The 21,102-nt window shown below is 69.7% G+C and carries 22 protein-coding genes; 12 read left to right on the forward strand and 10 right to left on the reverse strand.

Features of this window, described 5'->3' with window-relative positions:
* Together DEQ67_RS10300 and DEQ67_RS10305 are read right to left on the reverse strand one after the other, a co-directional pair.
* Nucleotides 1-936: an oxidoreductase gene (locus DEQ67_RS10300; RefSeq protein ID WP_115891489.1), complete on the reverse strand. Its 936-nt coding sequence runs from the start codon at nt 934-936 to the stop codon at nt 1-3.
* A gap of 85 nt (nt 937-1,021) precedes the next feature.
* Entirely contained in the window at nt 1,022-2,041 is a 1,020-nt protein-coding gene (locus tag DEQ67_RS10305) for an isoaspartyl peptidase/L-asparaginase (RefSeq protein WP_004062391.1), read from the reverse strand.
* Between the two features lie 118 nt (nt 2,042-2,159).
* Between DEQ67_RS10305 and icd the strand changes: the two genes are divergently transcribed.
* Entirely contained in the window at nt 2,160-3,419 is a 1,260-nt protein-coding gene (icd, locus tag DEQ67_RS10310; RefSeq protein ID WP_004062392.1) for an isocitrate dehydrogenase (NADP(+)), read from the forward strand.
* A 114-nt stretch (nt 3,420-3,533) separates the two neighbouring features.
* Here icd and DEQ67_RS10315 read toward each other — a convergent pair whose 3' ends face one another.
* The 3 genes from DEQ67_RS10315 to DEQ67_RS10325 form a co-directional block, all read right to left on the reverse strand.
* On the reverse strand, nt 3,534-3,989 hold the full coding sequence (locus DEQ67_RS10315) for a hypothetical protein (RefSeq protein WP_008575886.1): 456 nt from the start codon (nt 3,987-3,989) through the stop codon (nt 3,534-3,536).
* Between the two features lie 183 nt (nt 3,990-4,172).
* Nucleotides 4,173-4,676 carry a hypothetical protein gene (locus DEQ67_RS10320; protein ID WP_115803318.1) on the reverse strand — a complete coding sequence of 168 codons (504 nt, stop codon included), beginning with the start codon at nt 4,674-4,676 and terminating at the stop codon, nt 4,173-4,175.
* A gap of 244 nt (nt 4,677-4,920) precedes the next feature.
* Nucleotides 4,921-5,265: a cupin domain-containing protein gene (locus tag DEQ67_RS10325; protein WP_115861826.1), complete on the reverse strand. Its 345-nt coding sequence runs from the start codon at nt 5,263-5,265 to the stop codon at nt 4,921-4,923.
* Nucleotides 5,266-5,405: 140 nt separating this feature from the next.
* Between DEQ67_RS10325 and DEQ67_RS10330 the strand changes: the two genes are divergently transcribed.
* The gene (locus DEQ67_RS10330; protein ID WP_008608001.1) at nt 5,406-5,945 is read left to right on the forward strand and encodes a DUF5817 domain-containing protein; all 540 of its coding nucleotides are present in this window, start codon (nt 5,406-5,408) and stop codon (nt 5,943-5,945) included.
* 50 nt (nt 5,946-5,995) lie between these two features.
* On the opposite strand, the gene DEQ67_RS10335 is transcribed toward DEQ67_RS10330, so the two are convergent.
* Nucleotides 5,996-6,145, reverse strand: a complete 150-nt coding sequence (locus DEQ67_RS10335) for a hypothetical protein (protein ID WP_155821820.1) — start codon at nt 6,143-6,145, stop codon at nt 5,996-5,998.
* Between the two features lie 211 nt (nt 6,146-6,356).
* Nucleotides 6,357-7,568 (reverse strand): hydroxymethylglutaryl-CoA reductase (NADPH), encoded by a 1,212-nt coding sequence (gene hmgA / locus DEQ67_RS10340; RefSeq protein WP_115861828.1) that lies wholly within the window; start codon nt 7,566-7,568, stop codon nt 6,357-6,359.
* Between the two features lie 151 nt (nt 7,569-7,719).
* On the opposite strand from hmgA, the gene DEQ67_RS10345 reads away from it, so the two are divergent.
* From DEQ67_RS10345 to DEQ67_RS10380, 8 genes are all read left to right on the forward strand, one after another.
* Nucleotides 7,720-9,354 (forward strand): amidohydrolase, encoded by a 1,635-nt coding sequence (locus DEQ67_RS10345; protein ID WP_115891488.1) that lies wholly within the window; start codon nt 7,720-7,722, stop codon nt 9,352-9,354.
* Between the two features lie 210 nt (nt 9,355-9,564).
* Nucleotides 9,565-10,722 carry a quinolinate synthase NadA gene (gene nadA, locus DEQ67_RS10350; protein WP_004062399.1) on the forward strand — a complete coding sequence of 386 codons (1,158 nt, stop codon included), beginning with the start codon at nt 9,565-9,567 and terminating at the stop codon, nt 10,720-10,722.
* On the forward strand, nt 10,719-12,332 hold the full coding sequence (locus DEQ67_RS10355; RefSeq protein ID WP_115861830.1) for an L-aspartate oxidase: 1,614 nt from the start codon (nt 10,719-10,721) through the stop codon (nt 12,330-12,332). Before nadA ends, DEQ67_RS10355 begins: the two co-directional genes overlap by 4 nt.
* Nucleotides 12,319-13,125 (forward strand): carboxylating nicotinate-nucleotide diphosphorylase, encoded by an 807-nt coding sequence (gene nadC, locus DEQ67_RS10360; protein ID WP_008608656.1) that lies wholly within the window; start codon nt 12,319-12,321, stop codon nt 13,123-13,125. Before DEQ67_RS10355 ends, nadC begins: the two co-directional genes overlap by 14 nt.
* An 84-nt stretch (nt 13,126-13,209) precedes the next feature.
* Complete coding sequence (locus DEQ67_RS10365; protein WP_115891487.1) at nt 13,210-14,406, forward strand: MFS transporter; 1,197 nt, start codon at nt 13,210-13,212, stop codon at nt 14,404-14,406.
* Between the two features lie 99 nt (nt 14,407-14,505).
* Nucleotides 14,506-15,303 carry an orotidine-5'-phosphate decarboxylase gene (pyrF, locus tag DEQ67_RS10370; protein ID WP_115802873.1) on the forward strand — a complete coding sequence of 266 codons (798 nt, stop codon included), beginning with the start codon at nt 14,506-14,508 and terminating at the stop codon, nt 15,301-15,303.
* Nucleotides 15,304-15,393: 90 nt separating this feature from the next.
* Entirely contained in the window at nt 15,394-15,984 is a 591-nt protein-coding gene (locus DEQ67_RS10375; protein WP_115802874.1) for a J domain-containing protein, read from the forward strand.
* Between the two features lie 141 nt (nt 15,985-16,125).
* Nucleotides 16,126-17,730 (forward strand): GTPBP1 family GTP-binding protein, encoded by a 1,605-nt coding sequence (locus DEQ67_RS10380; RefSeq protein WP_115802875.1) that lies wholly within the window; start codon nt 16,126-16,128, stop codon nt 17,728-17,730.
* Between the two features lie 44 nt (nt 17,731-17,774).
* On the opposite strand, the gene DEQ67_RS10385 is transcribed toward DEQ67_RS10380, so the two are convergent.
* The 3 genes from DEQ67_RS10385 to DEQ67_RS10395 form a co-directional block, all read right to left on the reverse strand.
* Nucleotides 17,775-18,266 (reverse strand): hypothetical protein, encoded by a 492-nt coding sequence (locus DEQ67_RS10385; RefSeq protein ID WP_115891486.1) that lies wholly within the window; start codon nt 18,264-18,266, stop codon nt 17,775-17,777.
* The gene (gene mch / locus DEQ67_RS10390; protein ID WP_004062407.1) at nt 18,263-19,195 is read right to left on the reverse strand and encodes a methenyltetrahydromethanopterin cyclohydrolase; all 933 of its coding nucleotides are present in this window, start codon (nt 19,193-19,195) and stop codon (nt 18,263-18,265) included. The genes DEQ67_RS10385 and mch overlap by 4 nt, the downstream gene beginning before the upstream one ends.
* Nucleotides 19,196-19,327: 132 nt before the next feature.
* Nucleotides 19,328-19,642 (reverse strand): MTH1187 family thiamine-binding protein, encoded by a 315-nt coding sequence (locus tag DEQ67_RS10395; protein WP_004062408.1) that lies wholly within the window; start codon nt 19,640-19,642, stop codon nt 19,328-19,330.
* Between the two features lie 103 nt (nt 19,643-19,745).
* On the opposite strand from DEQ67_RS10395, the gene DEQ67_RS10400 reads away from it, so the two are divergent.
* On the forward strand, nt 19,746-19,913 hold the full coding sequence (locus tag DEQ67_RS10400; RefSeq protein WP_155821754.1) for a hypothetical protein: 168 nt from the start codon (nt 19,746-19,748) through the stop codon (nt 19,911-19,913).
* Between the two features lie 108 nt (nt 19,914-20,021).
* Complete coding sequence (locus DEQ67_RS10405) at nt 20,022-21,080, forward strand: YihY/virulence factor BrkB family protein (RefSeq protein WP_115802877.1); 1,059 nt, start codon at nt 20,022-20,024, stop codon at nt 21,078-21,080.
* Nucleotides 21,081-21,102 lie beyond the last annotated feature (22 nt).

The raw sequence follows: 21,102 nt of genomic DNA on the forward strand, positions 1-21,102 counted from the left end.
TCAGGCCAGCCGGAACCGCGTGTCGGTGAGCTCCTCCGACACGTCCCAGAGCCGGGCGGCGGTCTCGGGGTCTCTGGCGCGGTCGCTCGGCTCCGCGATGCCGGGGGTGCCGCGCATGCCGAACAGCCCCTGCGGGCCGACGTACTCCCCGCTTTCGACGGCCGGCGAGGTTGCGGCGTACAGGAGCGGGAGCGCGCCCATCTCGGCCGACTGGGCGAATATCGCGTTGCCGAGCTTGCTCATCCAGTACCGGAGCGTCGACCCGGAGGCCTCGGGGCCGCGGAACTGGAGGTTCGTGGCCGCGTACCCGGGGTGCGCGCCCACGCTCAGCACGTCGTCGATGCCCGCGGCGGTCAGCCGGCGGTCGAGTTCGAACGCGAAAAGCAGGTTCGAGAGCTTGCTCTGGGCGTAGGCGTCCCACTCGTCGTAGTCGCGTTCGCCTTGCAGGTCGTCGAACTCCATCCGACCGCGCTCGTGGAGGCCGCTCGACATCGTGACGAGCCGCGTCTCGCCGGGCGTGTCGCGGAGCGTCGGGAACAGGCGGGCGCTCAGGGCGAAGTGACCGAGGTGGTTGACGCCGAACTGCGTCTCGAAGCCCTGTGCGGTCTCTCGCCGGGGAATCGCCATCACGCCGGCGTTGTTGCAGAGGACGTGCAGCGACCCGTGTTCGGCGGCGAACTCGTCGGCGAACTGTCGGACCGAGTCGAGGTCTGCGAGGTCGAGTTCCGAGAGCGTCAGCGAGGCCGCCAGCACCGACTCGCGGATGTCGGCCATCGCGTCCGCGCCGCGGTCGAGGCTTCGGCAGGCCATGACGACGTGCGCGCCCTTCTCCGCGAAGGCGCGCGTCGCCTCGAAGCCGAGGCCGCTGTTCGCGCCGGTGACGACGACGGTCTTCCCGGAGAGGTCGGGAACGTCGGCCGCGGTCCAATCGCTCATGAGAGATTCAACGGCCTGAATCGAGTAAACCGTGGCGGCGACGGCCAGCGCGACCGGAACGCGGTCGCCGCCGGCCGCGACGACCTCAGTTCGACGCGGTGCTGGTCTGCATCCCGTCGGAGTTGTACGCCGAGCCGAAGCCCTCGTCGTCGAGGAGGATGATTCCCGCCGACGACCCGGTGAGTTCGCCGAACTCCGCGATGGCGAGGTCGGCCGCGGTCTGGGCGTCGCAGCCGCGCTCGAGGTGGCCGACTGCGCGGCGCGCGAGCGTCACGCGCGCGATGTCTTCGCCCGCTCCCGTGGTCGACGCGCCGCCGGCCGGGGAGGCGTAGAAGCCCGAGCCGATTTGCGGCACGTCGCCGACGCGACCCGCGAGAGCGAACCAGCGGCCGCCGGTCGAGGTCGCGGAGGCGAACGTCTCGCCGTCGGTGGCGACCGCCCCGACCGTGTCGTGACCGGGAAGGCGAGCGTTGCGAGCCGAGCGGTCACTGCCTGCCGAGGTCTCCTCGGAATTGTCGTGACCGGGAAGGCGAGCGTTGCGAGCCGAGCGGTCACCGCTTGCTGAGGTTCCCTCGTTCGTCGGGAGGTAGCCGTCTCCCGCCTCGGCCGTCGGGTCGCTCGTGCTACCGCCGAATCGGTCGGCCAGCCACGCGAGGTGTTCGCTGGGCGAGCCGTCGGGGGCGTCCGCGTTCGCCCAGCGCTCGCGGGTCTCGTCGGTGAAGAGGTCGACGCCGGTCTCGACGCCCGCGTCGGCGGCGAACTCGACCGCCGGCTCGCCCGTCAGGAGGACGTGCGGGGTGTCTTCGAGGACCGCCCGCGCGACGGAGACGGCGTGTTCGACGCCCTCCATGCCGGCGGCCGCGCCGACTTGGCGGTCGCTCAGCATGACGCCCGCGTCGGTGCGGACGACGCCGTCGGACTGGACCGCGCCGCCGACGCCGGCGTTGAACCGGCGGTCGGATTCGAGGACGCGGACCGCGGTCTCGACCGCCGAAAGCGGGTCGGACTCGCTCGCGCCCGCGTCGGCCGCGTCGTCCAAGACGGCCTGTCTGGGCTCCGGTTCGCCGGGGATACCGCCGGCCCCGCCGTGAAGGATAATTCGCATACGCGAGTGTCTCCCGAGCGCGGGTGTAAACGTATCGACCGCCGAATGGAGCGATATTTGCAGTTCGCCGTCGATAACGGCAGGACTTTTACACCGCACTGGAAAACCCAAAATGTTCATGAGCTACGACCAGATTGAGGTTCCGGACGACGGCGAGAAAATCACGGTCGACGAGGAGACGGGCGAGCTCTCCGTCCCCGACAATCCGATTATTCCGATCATCCACGGCGACGGAATCGGAACGGACGTCGGCCCCGCCGCACAGAAGGTCCTCGACGCCGCCGCCGAAGCGACCGGCCGCTCTGTCTCTTGGATGCGCGTCTACGCCGGTTCGTCCGCCCGCGACAAGTACGACGAGAACCTCCCGGAAGACACGGTAAGCGCCATTCGCAACCACCGCGTCGCCATCAAGGGCCCGCTCACGACGCCCGTCGGTGCGGGCTTCCGCTCGCTCAACGTCGCGCTCCGCAAGAAGCTCGACCTCTACGCGAACGTCCGCCCGACCTACCACCTCGACGGCGTCCCGTCGCCCGTCAAGAACCCCTCGGCGATGGACATGGTCACGTTCCGCGAGAACACCGAGGACGTGTACGCCGGCATCGAGTGGGAAGCCGGTACCGACGAGGTCCAGCAGGTCAAGGAGTTCGTCGAAGAGGAGATGGGCGCGGACGGCGTCATCCACGACGGCCCCGTCGGCATCGGCATCAAGCCCATCACCGAGTTCGGGACGAAGCGCCTCGTCCGCGAGGCCATCGAGTACGCCCTCGAAAACGACCGCGACTCCGTCACCCTCGTCCACAAGGGTAACATCATGAAGTTCACCGAGGGCGCGTTCCGCGACTGGGGCTACGAACTCGCAGAAGAGGAGTTCGACGACGTCACCATCACGGAAGACGAGCTCTGGGAGGAGTACGACGGCGAGAAGCCCGAGGACAAGGTCGTCGTCAAGGACCGCATCGCGGACAACATGCTCCAGCAGCTCCTGACCCGCACCGCCGACTACGACGTCATCGCCACGATGAACCTCAACGGCGACTACATGTCCGACGCCGCCGGCGCGCAGATTGGCGGCCTCGGCATCGCCCCCGGTGCGAACTTCGGTGAGGGCCTCTGTCTCGCAGAGCCCGTCCACGGCTCCGCACCCAAGTACGCCGGCGAGGACAAGGTCAACCCGACCGCGATGATTCTCTCCGGCCGTCTCATGTTCGAGTACATGGGCTGGAAGGACGCCGGTAAGCTCATCCGCGACGCCGTCGAGAAGACCATCTCGGACGGCGACGTGACCTACGACCTCGAACGCCAGATCGAGGGCGGCAACAAGCTCGCCACGAGCGAGTACGCCGACAAGGTCGTCGAGAACATCAAAGAGTTAGCTTAAGCCAACTCTTTGAGCAGCCAGAAATCTTCGATTTCTGGATACATTCACGAACTCGCGTAAGCGACCACACAACTTCTCTCTCGCGGCACCGACGCCGCACTCGTTTCGCGCCGCTTACAGTCGATTCGGGTCCCGCCAGCGACGAATCCGGTTCCACAGCGGTCTGACGACGCCGAAGACGACCGCGCCGGCGGTGTCGGCGACGATATCGACGGCCGTGTCTTCCAGGTAGACCGAGCGGGGCCACTCGACCCAAAAGCCGGTGAAGAGCCGCTCGTACACCTCGAACCACGTCCCGATCGCGGCGACGGCCATCGGGAGGACGACGAGGAGCGCGAGCCGCGAGTGGAGCAGGCGGGGATTGAGGACGTAGAGAATCGCCGCGACGCCGAACCCGGAGGCGGCGTGGACGAGAATGTCCCACCACCAGATGCGCGTGTAGAGAAACAGCGCCATGCTCGTGAAGTGCGTCACGGTGACGACGCTCCCGAACACGGCGACGGCAGCCATCTCTCGGGGGCGTTCTTCCCAGCCGGCCAACACCGTCTCGTTCAGCGTTCGTCTCAGCATGCGCGGGTCGGTAGACGGGGCGGTAGGCGGGGCGGGTCGACTGCGGTGGCGGAGTGCTGTGCCGTATCTCCTGCGAGCGGACGCATAGACGAGAGATAGGACATCATCGATATGTACGTTATCTCGACGGAGCAACACGTTTGGGGTTAAATTAACCCCGCCGACGGGGGCATCGCGGTCGAGTCAGCGGTTCGAGCGGCGGTCGTCGTCCGGCGTCTCGCCGCCGTCCGAGCGGACGTGAGTTGAGCGCGGCGGCGAGTCGCCGCGGCGGGCGTCCGCCTGCCCCCGCGACCAGAAGATACCTTCGATGAAGGCGAAAAAGCCGAGGCCGCCGGCCACGTTGACCACGAGGTCTATCGCGGTGTCTTCGGCGTAGTAGGCCATCGACCAGCCCCACCAGAAGTCCTTGAACAGGTACTCGTACACCTCGAACCCCGCGCCGATGGCGAGGAGAGTGGCCGCGACGACCGCCGGGGCGCGAGCGCCGCGGAACGTCTGCGGGAACACGAGGAACAACACGCCCGCGACGCCGAAGCCCGAAAGGGAGTGGGTGAGCACGTCCCACCACCAGATGCGCGTGTAGATGTCGTACGCGAGCCCGCCGAAGTGGAGCGCGCTGACGACCGCGGCCCAGACGCCGACGAACGCCCACAGCCACGGCTCGCGCGCGAGCTTCGAGTGGCTCATCGTTGCCCGCTGCTCGACGTGCTGACCGGGGTGTTCGGCGCGCCGTACGCTGTCCATGGTGAGAGTACGCGTTGGGAGGGCATAGTTAGGGACTACCGTCTACTGAGTGATGACACGGGTTTGATAAATGCTTTCTCCTTACACGTCGCGGCTGAGCCGACCCAAGCCACTCGTTCGAGAGGCTCCAACTCCCCCGAAACGCACCGCACGGAGAGTTTAGTCCGGGTGGCGGTTCGCGCTCGACTCAGTCCAGCCACGGCGGGTTGGCCCGCGGCGGCGAGAACACGTCGATGCCGACGACGGTCTCGTCGCCGCGGTTCTCCGCGCCGTGGGGTTCGCCGCCCGCGAGCGAGTAGGAATCGCCGGGGCCGACGACGAGTTCCTCGCCCTCGTCCCCGACGAGGAACGTCAGTTCGCCGGCGACGATGTAGCCGACCTGCTCGTGGGGGTGGTCGTGAACCGGGACCGCCGCGCCGGGTTCGATGCGGAAGTGCTGGACGTTCAGCTCCTCGCCGCCCGCGAGAAGCGAGAGGAACACGTCGTCGGCCGCCTCGGCGGACGGCGCGTCGTCGACAGAAACTCGGTCCATGGTGACACGCCACGGGGAGCGAAGATAAATCCGCCGGGGAGACGCCGCCGGGGAGACTCCGCGGGGGTCGGCACCGCGTCGGGGTCCGCGGTCGCTCGCGCTCCCGAACGTTCAAATCCGCCGCCGCGGAACACCGACGTATGTACGCGGTCGTGGGGTGTACGGACTGCGCGAACATGTGGCTGCTTTCGGACCCCGACGGGTCGAAGACGGCGACGTGTCCGCGGTGCGGCAGGCGACACCAGACGAAGAAGCTCCGGCGCTTCTTCGAGTCCGACGACAGGGACGCCGCGCGACAGGCGCGGTCGGCGCTGTTGGCGAAGAAACACGGCGACAGCGAGGCGTTCGCGCAGGTCGACCACGTCTCGGAACTCGACCGGCGAGTCGAGGAGTCGGGCGTCGACGACCGCGAGTACCTCGAAGGCTCGGGGCTCGACGCCGACGAGGTGTTCGAGGCTGGCGAGGCCGCCGCGCGGGGGCGGGACTCGTCGTCGGGGTCGCCCGACCGCCTGACGGTCGTCCGCGAGGCGATACGGGACGGCGACCGGCCGACCGAAGAGGAAATCGTCGCGGCCGCGGTCGAACGGGGCGTCCCGGCGGACCGCGCCCGCGATCTGCTCGACAAACTCCGGCGGCGCGGCGAAGTGTCCGAGTCGCGGGGGCGACACCGACTGGTCTGAGATTCGGCGCGGGCGAGCGACCGGCCAGCGGGTCCGCGAGCGCGAGCACCTCAGAGCGCGCCGAGGAGCTTCGCCACGGTCAGCGCGGAGGCGACGACGCCGAGCGCCAGTTTCACCAGCCTGAGCGCGAGCGCCACCCGCCGCGCGTCGTCGTACTCGTCGGGCGATTCGGGGTCGGTACCGCGTGTGAAGAGTGGCATGGGAGGGGATGGGGTGTGGACACGCCCGCGGGTGCTCCCCGACGGACGCATTTTCATCGTTTCCGCGGAAACGGAATAAACGCGACCCACGGGTGCGGAGTGAAAGTGAAAGTAAACAGAGAGCTGCGAATACGCAGGTATAGTCCGAGAACGGGCTGAGAAACGCAGTTCAACTGTGTCCGGTGCCGGCGAAACTGAAACCGGATTCGAGTTACCGACCGAGTTCGGCGTGGGCGCTGGAGAGGTGCCGCGAGGCGAGCGCGGAGAGAAGGGAGAGTTCGCCCGCGAGGGAGCCGACGGCGATGCATTCCGCGAGGGCGTCGGCGTTGGAGCCGGCGGGGTCGCCGCCGCCGCTGACGCCGAGGATATCGAGGCCCTCGGACTGCGTCGGGAGTTTCGTGCCGCCGCCGACGGTGCCGACTTCGAGGGAGGCGATGGAGACCGAGACGTAGAGGTCGCCGTCCTGCACCTCGGCGGTCGTGATGGCGTTCGACCCCTCGACGACCTGCGCCTCGTCCTGCCCGGTGGCGAGGAACATCGCGGCGACGACGTTGGCGACGTGGGCGTTGAACCCGAGGCTCGCGGCCTTCGCGGAGCCGACCAGGTTCTTGCGTGTGTTGAGTTCCGCGACCGCTTCGGGCGTGGTGTGCAAGCGTTCTTCGACGACCTCGCGCGGGATTCGAACGTCGGCGGTGACGCTCCGGCCGCGCCCCTCGACGGCGTTGATGGCGGCGGGCTTCTTGTCGGAACAGAGGTTGCCCGAGAGGGCGACGAGCGAGGCGGCCGTCTCGTCTTCGACGACGCCGCAAGCGGCCTCGGTGGCGATGGTTGCCATGTTCATCCCCATCGCGTCCTTGGTGTCGTAGCGGAACCGCAGGTACACGGAGTTGCCGACGACGTACGGCGTCACGTCGAGGAGTTCGCCGTGGTTCGTCGTCTCCTCCGCGGCCTCCTTCAGCGCCGCGAAGTTGTCGCGGGTCCACGAGACGAGCGCCTCGGCCTCGGCAACGTCGGCGACGCGGAACACCGGCGCGCGGGTCATCCCGGACTTGAGGACGCGGGCGGTCGCGCCGCCGGCGCTGTTGATGACCGAGCAGCCGCGGTTGACCGACGCGAGGAGCGCGCCCTCGGTGGTCGCGAGGGGGAGGTACTTCTCGCCGGCGACGGAGCCGCCGTCGACGCTGACGGGGCCGGCGACGCCCATCGGCACCTGAATCGCGCCGACCATGTTCTCGATGGCCGACTCGGCGGCCTCCGCGGGGAAGCCGTAGTTCCCGACCGCGTCGAGCGACGCGCCGGACTGTTCTTCGACGAGCAACCGGCGCGCCTCGGCGGCGGTGTCGGCGTCGGCGTGCGCTTCGAGTTCGTGGAGGCGGAGTTCGCCCTCCCGAACGCGGTCTGCGAGGGACGCGGCGTCTGTCATGCCCCGACGTTTCCCGCGCCGGCCCTAACGCGTTCCGGTTCTTCCAACGGCCGCCACCGACCCGGCCGGCGTCACCCGCGACGACCGACCGCCGCTCGGCCACCCCGCCGCCTCCCGAACCGTTTTGCCCTCCCGCGTCGGGGTCGAACGTATGACCGCGGCAGCGGACCTCGTACTGACGAACGCGGAGGTACACACCCTCGGGTCGCCCGACGAGACGCACGAAGCCGTCGCCGTCCGCGACGGCGAGGTCGTCCGCGTCGGCCGCGCGTTCGACGTGGAACTGCTCGCCGGCGTCGAGACGCGGGTCGTCGACTGCGGCGGCCGCGTCGTCCTCCCCGGCTTCATCGACGCCCACACGCACCTCCCGATGGTCGGCCGCTCGCTCGTCCACGCCGACCTCTCCGCCGCCGACTCCCCGGCGGAGGCGGTCGAACTGCTCCGCGAGCGCGCCGCCGAGGTCGAATCCGACGACGAGACCGGCGACGAGGCCGGCTGGGTGCTCGGCTACGGCTACGACGAGAGCACGTGGGACGACTCGAGATACCTCACCCGCGACGACCTCGACGCCGTCTCCGAGTCGCGTCCCGTCGTGGCCTTCCGCGAGGATCTCCACACCGCCGGCGTCAACTCGGTCGTCCTCGACCGCCACGCCGACGAGATGCCCGATTCGGGCGTCCAGACCGCCGGAGACGGAGACGGCGGTGACGGCGCTGACGGCGGCGATGGCGACACCGCCGGCGAACCGACGGGCGTCGTCGTCGAGGGCGCGGTCGACGTGCTTCGCGAGGCGACCCAACCGGGCCGCGAGGAGATGGCGGACCTCGTCCGCGCGGCGCAGTCGTACGCGACCGCCCGCGGCGTCACCGGCGTCCACGACATGGTCCGGGGCTCCCGCGCGCCCGAGGTCTACCGCGACCTCGACGAGGCCGGCGAACTGGCGCTCCGCGTCCGCATCAACTACTGGTCCGACCACCTCGACGCGCTCCGCGAGGTCGGCCTGCGGACGAACCACGGGGGCGGGAGCCGCGGCGGCCTCGTCACCGTCGGGGCGATAAAGACGTTCACCGACGGGAGCTTCGGCGGGCGGACCGCGAAGCTCACCGAGCCCTACGCCGACGCCGCGGCGGACCCCGACGCGACCGACGAGGAGACGGGCCAGTGGGTCGTCGCCCCCGAGGACCTCCGCGACCTCGTCGCCGACGCCGACGAATCGGGCTATCAACTCACCGCACACGCCATCGGTGACGCGGCCGTCGACGCGGTGCTCGACGCGTACGCGGAGACCGACGACCCCGGCGCGGCCCGCCATCGGGTCGAACACGTCGAACTCGCGTCCGACGAGGCAATCGAGCGGTTCGCCGAGTCGGGCGTCGTCGCCTCGGTCCAGCCGAACTTCCTGAAGTGGGCCGACGAGGGCGGCCTCTACGACGCGCGCCTCGGGGAGCGGCGCCTGCGGACCAACCGCTACCGCGACCTGCTCGACGCCGGCGTGGACCTCGCGTTCGGGAGCGACTGCATGCCGCTCGGGCCGCTGCTCGGCGTCGACCTCGCCACCGACCACCCGAACCCAGACCAGTCGCTCACCGTCACCGAGGCGCTTCGGGCGTACACCGCCGGGGCGGCCTACGCCGGCTTCGACGAGGACCGACTGGGGACCGTCGCAGTCGGGAACGCCGCCGACCTCGTCGTCCTCGACGAGTCGCCGTGGGAGGCCGACTCGATTCGCGATATCGCGGTCTCGATGACCATCGTGGACGGTCGCGTCGTCTTCGAACGCGACTGAACGAGTAATCGCCACCGACGGCGGCGTATCTTTGAACAAAATTGTTCTTCGGACGGGCAACGACTGTATTCGGCTTCTAATGTCCCATCGGGCGTATTTACCACCAGCGAATCGATAGTGTAGAGAATTTTTACTGATGAGTGGCGAGTATTGAAGAAAAATATTTTTCAATAAGGCCCACTGATTGGACTGCTACCGTGGTGACCAATCGTGGTTGAATTACAGTCGGTCGGGTTCGAGTCGGAGCTCAGCCTGTTCAAATACGACACGCTCGAACAGCTACCGGAGAGCCACCGCGACCTCGACGAGGCCGCCCGCTCCCGGCGAATCGCCGCCGCCCGCGAGGCATTGGGTGACCGAGTTATCGTGCTCGGACACAACTACCAGCGCCGGGAAATCGTCGAGCACGCGGACTTCGTCGGCGACTCCTACGAACTCTCGAAGCGCGCCGCCGAGTCGGACGCCGACTACGTCGTCTTCGCCGGCGTGACGTTCATGGCCGAGAGCGCGGACATCATCACCGACGACGACCAGACGGTGATTCTCCCGTCGATGGAGGCGTCGTGCCCGATGGCCGGGATGGCCGAGGCCGTGCAGGTCGACTCCGCGTGGGAGACGCTCGTCGAAGAGAGCGGCGGCAAGGACATCGTCCCCGTGACGTACATGAACTCCTACGCCGACCTGAAGGCGTTTTGCGCCTCTCACGGCGGGCTCATCTGCACCTCCTCGAACGCCGCCGACGCCTTCGAGTGGGCGTTCGAGCGCGGCGACGCCGTGCTGTTCCTGCCCGACAAACACCTCGGGCGCAACACGGCCGACGACCTCGGCATCGACGAGGTGGTCGAGTGGGACCCGTGGGCCGGCGACGTGACCGAGTCGATGGGCGCTGCCGACGAGCTGGACCCCGACATCCCGGAGCTCGGCGACGCCGAAGTCATCCTCTGGGACGGCTACTGTCAGGTCCACGAACGCTTCCGCGTCGACCACGTCGAAGAAGCGCAGGCCGACGGCGCGAAGGTCGTCGTCCACCCCGAGTGCCGCCCGAGCGTCGTCGCGGCCGCCGACGAGGTCGGCTCCACGAGCCACATCTGCGACGTCGTCGCGAACGCCGACCCCGGCGAGACGTGGGCCATCGGCACCGAGGTTCACCTCGCGCGACACCTCGCGCGCTGGCATCCCGAGGTCGACGTGCGCCCCCTCTGCGGCGACGCCTGCATGGACTGCAACGCCATGCGACAGGTCGACCCGAATTACCTGACGTGGGTGCTCGAAGAGCTCGCCGCGGGCCGCGAACCCAACGTCGTCGAGGTCGCGCCCGAGGAGAAGGAACTCGCCGCGGTCGCGCTCGACCGCATGCTCGAACTATGAAGGCCGACGTGCTCGTCGTCGGCTCCGGCATCGCCGGCTGCGCCGCCGCCCTCGCCGCCGCCCGCGAGGGGGCCGACGTGCTCGTCGTCACGAAGGCGACCGAACCCGAGGACGCCGCGTCCGACTGGGCGCAGGGCGGCATCGCCGTCACCCAGTCCGCGCCCGCGGAGTTCGCCGCCGACATCCGCCGGGCGAGCGACGGCACCGCCGACCCCGAGGCGGTCGAGACGCTCGTCTCCGAATCCCGCGCCGTCGTCGAGGACGTGCTGTTGGACACGCTCGGCGTCGCGTTCGACGCGGTGGGCGAGGGCACTGACGCCGACGCCGAAGCTAATGCCGACACCGACACCAACTCCTTCGACCTCGCCCGCGAGGCGGGCCACTCCAGCCGCCGCATCCTCCACGTCGACGCCAGCACCGGCGCGCACGTCCTTCGGCCGTTCCTGAAGCACCTCTCGGCCCGCGACGGCGTGCGAATCGTGGAGGACGCGATGGCCCTCGACTTCCTGACCGAGGAGGGGACCGTCCGCGGCGCGACCGTCCTCGCGGACGGCGAGGTCGAACCGGTGTTCGCCGGGGCGACGGTCCTCGCCACCGGCGGCATCGGGGACTGTTACGCCCGGTCGACCAACCCCGCGGGCGCGACCGGCGACGGCGTGGCGATGGCCGCGCTCGCCGGCGCGACCGTCTCGGACATGCAGTACGTCCAGTTCCACCCGACGGCGTACGACCCTCGGACTGACCAACGGGCCGACGACGACGCGCAACCGTTCCTCGTCAGCGAGGCCGTTCGCGGCGAGGGCGCGGTCCTGCGCGACGCCGACGGCCGCCGCTTCATGCCCGACGTGCACGAAGACGCCGAACTCGCCCCCCGAGACGTGGTCGCCCGCGCCGTCTCCCGCGCCCGCGACCGGTCCGGCCGCGTCGTCCTCGACGTGTCCGACCTCGACTTCCGCGATGAGTTCCCCGACCTCGCGGCGCTCTGCGACGACCGCGGCGTCGACCTCGACGCCGGCATCCCGGTCGCGCCGAGCGAGCACTTCCTCTGCGGCGGCGTCGCCGTCGACGACCGCGGGAGGGCCTCCCTCCCTCGGCTGTTCGCCGCCGGCGAGTGCGCCCGCACCGGCGTCCACGGCGCGAACCGACTCGCCTCGACCAGCCTGCTCGAAGGCCTCGTCTGGGGCGTCCGCGCCGGCGAAACGGCGGCCGACCGGGGTCGCGACGAGGCCGAGACCGTCGAGTACGCGCCGCCGCGCGACTCCGACCCGGCGCTCCCCGACGCCTTCGCGGACGCGAAGTTCGACCGCCTCGGGCGGACGATGGACGAGCTCGTCGGCATCGAGCGCACGCCCGACGGCCTCGACACCGCCCGAGCGCGACTCCGTCGCCTGAAGGGCGAGGTCGACGCCTACGCCCGCACCCGCGTCTCGCGGTCCGTCTACGAACTCCGGAACGCCTGCGTCTCGTCGCTCCTCGTCGCCCGCGCGGCCGCCGACGCGCCATCGGCCGGCTGTCACTCGCTCGTCGACCCGGACGGACGCGATGGGGGCGACGGAAGCGACGGAAGCGACGACGCCGGACGGGGGGTGACGCCGAGTGCTGACGACTGAGACGGTCGAGCGCTGGCTGGCCGAGGACGTCGGCCACCGCGACGTGACGAACGACGTGCCCGGCGACACCACCGGGCGACTCGTGGCCAAAGAGCCGGCGGTCGCCGCCGGTCTCGACGCCGCCGTCGCCGTCTTCGACTCCCTCGGCGTCGAGGCCGAGAAAGCGGTCGCGGCCGGCGACGCGGTCGAATCGGGCGACGAAGTCCTGCGGGTCGACGGCGACGCCCGGAACGTCCTCCGCGGCGAGCGCGTCGCCGCCAACGTCGTCGGCCACGCCTCCGGCGTCGCCACCACGACCCGCGAGGCCGTCGCCGCCGCCCGCGAGGTTTCCGATTCGGTTCGGGTCGCCGCGACCCGCAAGACCACCCCCGGCCTCCGCGGCGTCGAAAAGCGCGCCGTCGTCGCCGGCGGCGGCGACACCCACCGCCTCACGCTCTCGGGGATGGTGATGGTCAAGGACAACCACATCGCCGAACTCGGGTTGGAGGCGGCCGTCCGCCGCTTCGCCGCGCGCAAGTCGTTCGCGACGAAACTCGAAGTCGAAGTCGAGACGCCCGAGATGGGCGAGCGCGCCGCGGCCGCCGGGGCCGATATCGTCCTGTTCGACAACCTCCCGCCCGAGGCGGTCCGCGAGGGCGTCTCCCGACTCCCCGAAGGCGTCATCTCGGAGGCCAGCGGGGACATCACGCTAGAGACGCTCCCCGCCTACGCCGACACCGGCGTCGACGTGGTGTCGATGGGGTGGCTCACCCACAGCGCGCCGAGTTCCGACTTCTCCTTCCGGACCGGGTGAACAGCGGGCGTTTCGCTCGACCCGGACACCGCCGCCGCCGGTCGAATCCACACGTTCTTTGCGTCGTGTCGAGACCATGGGACGATGACTTCGTGGCCCGTCACCGCCCGGCTGCGCTCTCCGGTCGCGAAGTACTACGCCTACAAGACGACCGAGTTCGTCTCGTTCACGACTGCCATCTGGATTCTGTTCGTCCGCTCGCGGGGCCTCTCGTTCGCTGAAGTGGGCGCGCTCAACAGCGTCTGGTGGCTCGCGCTCGTCGCGGCCGAGATACCGACCGGCTACCTCGGCGACCGACTGGGCCGCCGGAGCGCGATGGCCCTCGGCACGGCCGTCATCGCCGTCTCGACCGCGGCGATGGGCCTGTCGGAGACGTTTCTCCAACTCGCGGTCGTCTACGGCGCGTGGGCGGTCGGCCAGACGTTCCGGTCCGGCAGCGACGACGCGTGGCTCTACGACCTCTTGGCCGAGACCGACGAGACCCACGAGTTCGCCGCCGTCCGCGGGCGCGCCACCGGCGTCGGCCTCGCAATCGGCGCGGTGACAACCCTCGCCGGGGGCCTCCTCGCCGACGCGACGAACTACGCGGTCCCCTTCTTCGCCACCGCCGCGGTGACGGCGCTGGGCGTCCCGATTCTGCTGTCGGTCCCCGAGACCGGAGCCAACGGCGGCGACTTCACGCCGCGGACGGCGCTTCGGGTCATCCGCGAGAAGCTCTCGCGCCCGCCGCTCCGCGGCTTCGTCGCCTACTTCGCGCTCCTGTTCGGCGTCGCCAACATGGTGTACATCTTCGACCAGCCGATTCTCCGCGACGTGGCGCTCGACCTCGGCGTCCCCGCGACGGCGACGAACACCGCCGTCAGCGCCTCCTACGCGCTGTTCTCGCTCGTCGCGGCCGCGGCGACGTTCCGCGCCGGCTGGGTCGAATCCCGCGTCGGCGTCCGCCGGTGGTTCCTCGCCTCGCCGCTCGTGCTCGCGGTCGCCTACGCGTCGGTCCCGCTTTTCGGGCCGCTGGCCTTTCCCGCGTTCGCGGTCGCCCGCGGCGTCACGAACGTCTCGTCCGTCCTCGGGAACCAGTACGTCAACGACCGGGTGGACTCGGTCGGGCGCGCGACCGTCCTCTCGGCCGCCGGGATGCTCTACTCGCTCGCTGTCGTCCCGTTCGAACTCGCCGGCGGGGTCGTCGCCGACGCCCTCTCGCCGGCCGGCGCGCTCGCGCTCTTCGGCGGGGTGCTCGTCGTCGGTGCGGGCTTGCTCTGGACGGTCGAGCGACCCGTCTGAGGGTTCGGGGTGGGGCGGCCAGCGCGCTCGGTGCGCGGGAAGCCCGCCGCCCACGCCGAAGGGAAAACCCCTTACTGTCGGTCGTCGCACTCGCGGGCAATGGGCTTCTTCGACGACCTCCGCGACCGCATCGAGGCGACAGACAGCGTCGTCTCGGTCGGTCTCGACGCCGACATCCACCGCATCCCCGAGCATCTCCTCGACAAGGACCTGCCGCGTTGGGCGTTCAACCGCCGCATCATCGACGCGACCCACGAGCACGCTGCGGCGTTCAAGCCGAACGCGGCGTTCTACGAGGACGAAGACGGCTGGCGCTCCCTGCGGGAAACTATCGCCTACGCCCACGGGAAGGGCGTGCCGGTCCTGCTGGACGCCAAGCGCGCCGACATCGGCAACACGACCCGCAAGTACGCCGACCTGCTCGACGACGCCGACGCCATCACGGTCAACCCCTACATGGGCCGCGACTCCATCCAGCCGTTCCTCTCGCGGGAAGACAAGGGCGTGTTCGTCCTCTGTCGCACCTCGAACCCCGGCGGCTCCGACCTCCAGTCGCTCGAACTCGACACGGGCGAACCCCTCTACGAGCGCGTCGCGGCGCTCTGCGACCTCTGGAACGAACACGGAAACGTCGGCCTCGTCGTCGGCGCGACCGGTCCCGACGAACTGGAACACCTCCGCGAGCAGGTGCCCGACCTGCCGTTTCTCGTCCCCGGCGTGGGGGCGCAGGGCGGCGACGCCGAGGCCGCCGTCGAGTTCGGCCTCGCGGACGGCGTCGGTCTCGTGAACTCCTCGCGCGGCATCATCTTCGCCGGCGAGGACGACGGTGAGGACTTCGACAAGGCCGCCGGACAGGCCGCAAAGCGCCTCAAAAAGCGGCTGAACCAGTACCGCTGAGGCGACGCAAGCGGTCGATTTTCCCGGCCGAATCGTCCGGCGGTCGCCGCCCGGCGAGACGTTTACCACCGTGCGACCCTAACTGCGCCCGTGGACCGAGACCGACTCGTCATGGGGCTCGCGGCGGTGTTCGCGGGTATCACCATGCTCCTCGTCGTGTTGGCGTTCGCCTACCGACAGCTCCTGTTGCTGTTCGTCGCCGTCCCCTTCGGCGCGACGACGTACTTCATGTACGCCCACGTCAGCGGCCGCCTCCACGAGCGGTTCCGCCGGACGCGCGTCCGCGCCGACGCCGGACGCGGCGGGTTCGGTTTCCGGTCGGAGCGACGGCGAGGCGACCGCCGGGAGACCGGTGGCTTCGGCGCGGGCCCCCGCGACGACCCACAAGAGGGTCCGCGTGCCGGGCGGTTCGGCCCTAACGCCGGTCCCGACGGCGGATTCGACGGCGACCGCCGGCGGCGACAGCGAACCCGCGGTGACGGGCCGAGCGTCCGCCCGCCGCGGCGCGGCATGAGCCGACAACAAGCCCTCGACACGCTCGACCTCGACGGCGACGCCTCCGCGGACGACGTGAAAGCGGCCTACCGCGAGCGGGTCAAAGAGACCCATCCGGACTCGAAGACCGGCGACGAGGAGGCGTTCAAACAGGTCAACCGGGCCTACGAGCGCCTGACCGACTGACTTCGTCTCGGTTTCTCTCGCAGTCGACCGCCACGCGTCTCGTCGGGCGCGTCCGCGTCGCTTCCGTCTCGGTTGTGGTACAATCTCATGGCAATCGCTACCGCGGAAAGCGTTTTCACGGTCGGTTTCCTACCCGCTTCCATGAGCGCGGATCGGGCTCTCTTGGACGAGGCCCTCGAGCGCGGTGAGGAAGAAGGCGGAAACGTCGAGTTCAAAGAACGCCTCACCCGCGCCGTTCACCTGTCCGACGGCCGGATGGAGTCGCTCGCGGCTCAACTCAGACACCGAGTGCTCTCCGGCGACGGCGTGGCGACCTACGTGGTCGGCGTCACCGACGACGGCGGCATCGCCGGCATCCCACCGGACGACTTCTCCGAGACCATGGACGTGCTGTCGCTTCTGGCCGAAGAGGCCGGGGCGCACATCGAAGACGTGGAGACGTGGGGCGTCGGTGACTCGGCCGAACGCGGCCTCGTCGGCGTCGCGACCATCCGCGAGGGCGCGATGCTCGACGTCGACGACGACCACATCGTCGTCGGCACCGCGGGGCACGTCGACCACGGCAAATCGACGCTCGTCGGGTCGCTCGTGACCGGACAGGCCGACAACGGCAACGGAAGCACGCGGTCGTTCCTCGACGTCCAACCCCACGAGGTCGAACGCGGCCTGTCGGCGGACCTCTCGTACGCCGTCTACGGCTTTTCCGACGACGGGCCGGTCCACATGCGCAATCCCCACCGGAAGTCCGACCGGGCGCAAATCGTCCAGGAGGCCGACCGACTGGTCTCGTTCGTCGATACCGTGGGCCACGAGCCGTGGCTCCGGACGACGATTCGCGGCCTCGTCGGCCAGCGCCTCGACTACGGCCTGCTCGTCGTCGCCGCCGACGACGGCCCGACGCGGACGACCCGCGAACACCTCGGCATCCTGCTCGCCATGGAACTGCCGACGGTCGTCGCCATCACGAAGGTCGACGCCGTCTCCGAGGAGCGCGCCGCCGAGGTCGAACGCGAGGTCGAGCGACTCCTCCGCGACGTTGGTCGGACGCCCCTGAGCGTCGAGCGCCACGGCGTCGAGGCCGCCGTCGAGGAGATAAGCGAGTCGGTCGTCCCGCTGTTCCCGACGAGCGCGGTGACGATGGACGGTCTCGACGACCTCGACCAGTTGTTCGAGTCGCTCCCGAAGCGCAGCGCCGCCGAGGGCGACTTCAAGATGTACATCGACCGGACCTACTCGGTCACGGGCGTCGGCGCGGTCGCCTCGGGCACGGTCAACTCCGGGGCTGTCGAGGCCGGCGACGAACTCCTCTTGGGGCCGATGTCGGACGGCGAGTTCCGCGAGGTCGAGGTCCGCTCCATCGAGATGCACTACCACCGGGTCGACCGGGCCAACGCCGGCCGCATCGTCGGCATCGCGCTCAAGGGCGTCCGCGAGTCCGAAATCGAACGCGGGATGGTGCTCCTCCCGGCCGACGCGGAGCCGACGGCGGTCCGCGAGTTCGAAGCCGACGTGATGGTGCTCAACCACCCGACGCGGATTCAGGAGGGCTACGAGCCGGTCGTCCACCTCGAAACCATCTCCGAGGCGGCCGTCTTCCACCCCGACGGCGGACGACTCCTGCCGGGCGACACCGGCACGACCCGCGTGGAGTTCAAATTCCGTTCGTACTTCGTCGAGGAGGGCCAGCGATTCGTCTTCCGCGAGGGCCGGTCGAAAGGCGTCGGAACCGTGACGAAAGTCGACTAGAAACAGAGACGAGTCCCGGCGGCCGCTTCGACGCCGGCGACCGGTCAGGCCGAGTGCTCGACCGCGACGTAGCCGTCCGATGTTCTCGCCGCCACGTCGAACAGCACCGCCCAGTCGAGGAGGCGGGCGACTCTGTCGCGCCAGCGCGACTCCCACCCCTCCGGGTCGCGGTGACGCTCCCAGTTCGGGACGGTCGGCTCGAACGCCTCGAACACCGCGTCCGCCGACATCGGCTCGTCGTTGAGCGCGTCGAGCGCCTCGCGCGCGCCGAAGACGTTCTCCTCGAACGCGCGCCGCAGGTCGTCTGGGTCGGGGTCGTCGCGGACGCGCTCGAAGCCGCGGCTCACCTCGCGGGCGAGCCCGAGCGACTGACAGAACACGAGCCAGTCGCGTCCCTCGTCGGGCGTCACGTCGAGTCGGGTCGCCACTCGGCCGCAGCAGTCGTCTTCGGAGCCCGGAATCAGCGGAACGGCGCGGTGGGCGTCCCACAGCCGGTCGAGGGCGTCCGGCGCGGGCGGGACCGGCTTGCGCCTCACAGTCCGAACGAGTCGGCGAGCACGTCCTCGTCGGTCTCGCCGAGAGTGTACGTCGGGCCGTCGACCACGTCGACCGTGACCTGCGCCGGGCCGAACACGTCGGGGTCGACCGCGCCGAAGTCCCAGTCGGCGTCCTCGAACAGCTGTTCGAACGGGACGCCGTAGTCCGGGCCGGCCGTGGAAATCGCGCGGTCGAACTCGTCGAAGTCCTCGCTGACGGTGACGTGGACGCGCCCGCCGTAGGCGACGGCGTCGTTCGTCCGGCCCATGGCGACGCTCTCGTCGTAGCTGACGGGCGCGAGCGGGGCGGAGCCGTTGATAGAGAGGACGTTCGTCGGGTCGTAGCCCGCTTCGAAGAGGTTGAACACGGCGAGTTCGGCGGCGCGGGCCGCGCCCGTGACGCTCCCGACGAGCGAGCCGGTCGCGTAGGTCGGCAGGAAGACGGCGCTCGGTTCGAGGCCGGTCGTCTCCGCGACGTGTTCCGCGACTTCGTCGGTCGGGAGGTCGATGCTCTCGACGGCGAGGACCGTCAGGTCGAACTCGTCGTAGTAGCCGAGGTGGTGGAACTCCTCTTCCTCGCCGACCAGCGCGCGCGCCGGGCCGGAGCCGAGGCCGTCGAAGTCGTCGAAGGTGAGCTCCCAGCCGGCCTTCTGCGAACAGAGCAGGGCCAGCGCGGGGCGGTCGGTGGAGAGTTCGACGTGCGGACGGGGCGTGCCGGCGACCTCGCCCATCCGCGTCTGTACCGTGGCGAGACCCGCGGTCTGAATCTCCGCGAGGAGCATCCCCGCTTCGACACCGCCGTCGGCGTCGACGCCGAAGTCGATGACCGTCGCACCCGAGTCGAGTTCGTAGCCCTCGATGCCGAGCTCTCCGGCGAAGTCGAGTGCCTCGTCGACCAGTTCGATGGCCATCCGATTGATGCTGTCCATGCGAGGCGATTGCGCGCCTTCGGCTAAAGGGTTTGTCAGTCACCCACTGCTGCGGGTCGCGTGGACGTGTCTCGTGTCTCGAACGCCGGACCCGCGCGACGGGTCCGCGGGCCGTGACCGTGAGCCGCGACGCTACTCGCGGTCGCTTCTCGCTTCCCGTCCGAGATGGGCTTCGACGGCGTCGACCTTGTCGGCGGCCGTCTGGTCTTTCGTGCGCTTGTCGTCTATCTTCAGGAACGTGCTCACGCGGTCGCCGTCGACCGCCTTGTGGGCCGCGCCGACCGCCGCGAGCAGTTCGTCGATGTCGTCGGCCTCGATGACCGTCCCCATCGGGTTCGTCTCGTAAGACACCTCGAAGTCGTCGAGGGCCGCGACGGCCTTGGCGACCTCGCCCGACATGCTCCCTTCGACGACCGGTGCGACGCTCAACATGGCGATGACTGTCATGGCCGAACCAACGCGCCACGCGGTAGTAAAACGGGGTGACCTGTCGGCCGAATCGACGACGGAACCGACGAGGCTATCCCCTCGAACAGCCACAGATTCCGATATGTTCCAGAGCGAACTCACTCGGATGGCGCTCGTCGCGGGAGCGAACGTCGCCGGCGGGGTGACTCTCGGCTCGGCCATCGGCGGAGCGGTCGGCTACGCGGTGGAGTGGACCGTGACGGGTGCCGTGTTGGGGCTGGCGGTCGCCGTCTTCGCCGCCCGTCGGTAGCTCCCACCGCCGAGGGCCGCCACCACCGACAGCCGCCACCACCGACAGCCGCCACCGCTGACCCGACCGCGCAGCGCGCTTTTCTCGTCTGCCGACGTATCAGCGCCCATGAATCCGCGCATGACGAGAGCGCTCACGCTCGGCCGGGCTATCGTGTACGAGGTGCGCACCGAGCGGCTCACTTTCATGGCGGGAAGCATCGCCTACGGGGCGTTCGTCTCGCTGTTACCGCTGTTTCTGCTCGTCCTTGCAGCCGTCTCCGCCACCGGCGACAGCGGTCTCCGCGAGGGCGTCATCGCCGTCATCCAGTCCGTCCTGACCCCCGGCGCGGGCGACGTTATCGTCGCCGAACTGGAGTCGTCGACCCAACTGGCGAGCCTCTCCGTCGTCGGGGCGCTCGTGTTGGTGTGGGGGACGCTCCGCATCTTCCGCGGTCTCGACACCGCCTTCTCGGACATCTACGAGTCGGAGGCGGCCAACACCTTCGCCGACCAGCTTTCGGACGGCATCGTCGTGCTCGTCACCGTCTCGCTCGCCGTCGTCGCCGGCGCGCTCATCGAGTCCGCGCTCCCGGCGCTCGACGGCGCACTCGGCTGGGTCGTCTACCGCGGCCTCCTCGTCGCCGTCCTGTTCGTGACGTTCTACCCGATGTACTACATCTTCCCCGACGAGGACGTGACCTCCCTCGAAGTCGTTCCCGGAACGCTCGTCGCCGCCGTCGGGCTGACGACGTTCGAGTCGCTGTTCCGGCTCTACGTCGAGTTCAGTAGCCGCGCCCCCGAGTCGAGCGTCGTCGCCGGCATCCTCGTCCTCCTGACGTGGCTCTACTTCAGCGGGCTCGTCATCCTCCTCGGCGCGGCCGTCAACGCGGTGCTGTCGAACCGCTCGCGCGACGTGAACGTCCGCCCGCTGTTCGGCGGCGTCCCCCTCGATTCGCAGACCGATGCGGTGACTCGCGGCGAGGTGACCGCGGCCATCGAACGACTCGACCGCCTCGTTGCGGCCGCTCCCGACGAGGACCTGACGCTCCGCGTCGGCGACGAGTCCGTCACGCTCCCCCGCCCAGAGCGGGTCGTCACCGACACCGAGACCAGCCGTTTCCTCCCGGAGGGACCCGTCAGACTGGAACTCAGATGGTCCTCGTGGCCTGACAGTCACGAGGAGTGACGACGGGCGTTTATGCGACTGG

Source organism: Haloferax sp. Atlit-48N, from assembly GCF_003383015.2.
Lineage (GTDB): Archaea > Halobacteriota > Halobacteria > Halobacteriales > Haloferacaceae > Haloferax > Haloferax volcanii.

Bases quoted from the DNA above. Each gene is read 5' to 3' on its own strand.
- DEQ67_RS10395 (WP_004062408.1), bottom strand. From the start codon at position 19,642: ATGACAGTCATCGCCATGTTGAGCGTCGCACCGGTCGTCGAAGGGAGC.
- icd (WP_004062392.1), top strand. From the start codon at position 2,160: ATGAGCTACGACCAGATTGAGGTTCCGGACGACGGCGAGAAAATCACG.
- mch (WP_004062407.1), bottom strand. From the start codon at position 19,195: ATGGACAGCATCAATCGGATGGCCATCGAACTGGTCGACGAGGCACTC.
- DEQ67_RS10315 (WP_008575886.1), bottom strand. From the start codon at position 3,989: ATGCTGAGACGAACGCTGAACGAGACGGTGTTGGCCGGCTGGGAAGAA.
- hmgA (WP_115861828.1), bottom strand. From the start codon at position 7,568: ATGACAGACGCCGCGTCCCTCGCAGACCGCGTTCGGGAGGGCGAACTC.
- DEQ67_RS10365 (WP_115891487.1), top strand. From the start codon at position 13,210: ATGACTTCGTGGCCCGTCACCGCCCGGCTGCGCTCTCCGGTCGCGAAG.
- DEQ67_RS10405 (WP_115802877.1), top strand. From the start codon at position 20,022: ATGAATCCGCGCATGACGAGAGCGCTCACGCTCGGCCGGGCTATCGTG.
- DEQ67_RS10355 (WP_115861830.1), top strand. From the start codon at position 10,719: ATGAAGGCCGACGTGCTCGTCGTCGGCTCCGGCATCGCCGGCTGCGCC.
- DEQ67_RS10345 (WP_115891488.1), top strand. From the start codon at position 7,720: ATGACCGCGGCAGCGGACCTCGTACTGACGAACGCGGAGGTACACACC.
- DEQ67_RS10305 (WP_004062391.1), bottom strand. From the start codon at position 2,041: ATGCGAATTATCCTTCACGGCGGGGCCGGCGGTATCCCCGGCGAACCG.
- DEQ67_RS10330 (WP_008608001.1), top strand. From the start codon at position 5,406: ATGTACGCGGTCGTGGGGTGTACGGACTGCGCGAACATGTGGCTGCTT.
- DEQ67_RS10320 (WP_115803318.1), bottom strand. From the start codon at position 4,676: ATGAGCCACTCGAAGCTCGCGCGCGAGCCGTGGCTGTGGGCGTTCGTC.
- DEQ67_RS10400 (WP_155821754.1), top strand. From the start codon at position 19,746: ATGTTCCAGAGCGAACTCACTCGGATGGCGCTCGTCGCGGGAGCGAAC.
- DEQ67_RS10335 (WP_155821820.1), bottom strand. From the start codon at position 6,145: ATGCCACTCTTCACACGCGGTACCGACCCCGAATCGCCCGACGAGTAC.
- pyrF (WP_115802873.1), top strand. From the start codon at position 14,506: ATGGGCTTCTTCGACGACCTCCGCGACCGCATCGAGGCGACAGACAGC.
- DEQ67_RS10380 (WP_115802875.1), top strand. From the start codon at position 16,126: ATGAGCGCGGATCGGGCTCTCTTGGACGAGGCCCTCGAGCGCGGTGAG.
- DEQ67_RS10325 (WP_115861826.1), bottom strand. From the start codon at position 5,265: ATGGACCGAGTTTCTGTCGACGACGCGCCGTCCGCCGAGGCGGCCGAC.
- DEQ67_RS10300 (WP_115891489.1), bottom strand. From the start codon at position 936: ATGAGCGATTGGACCGCGGCCGACGTTCCCGACCTCTCCGGGAAGACC.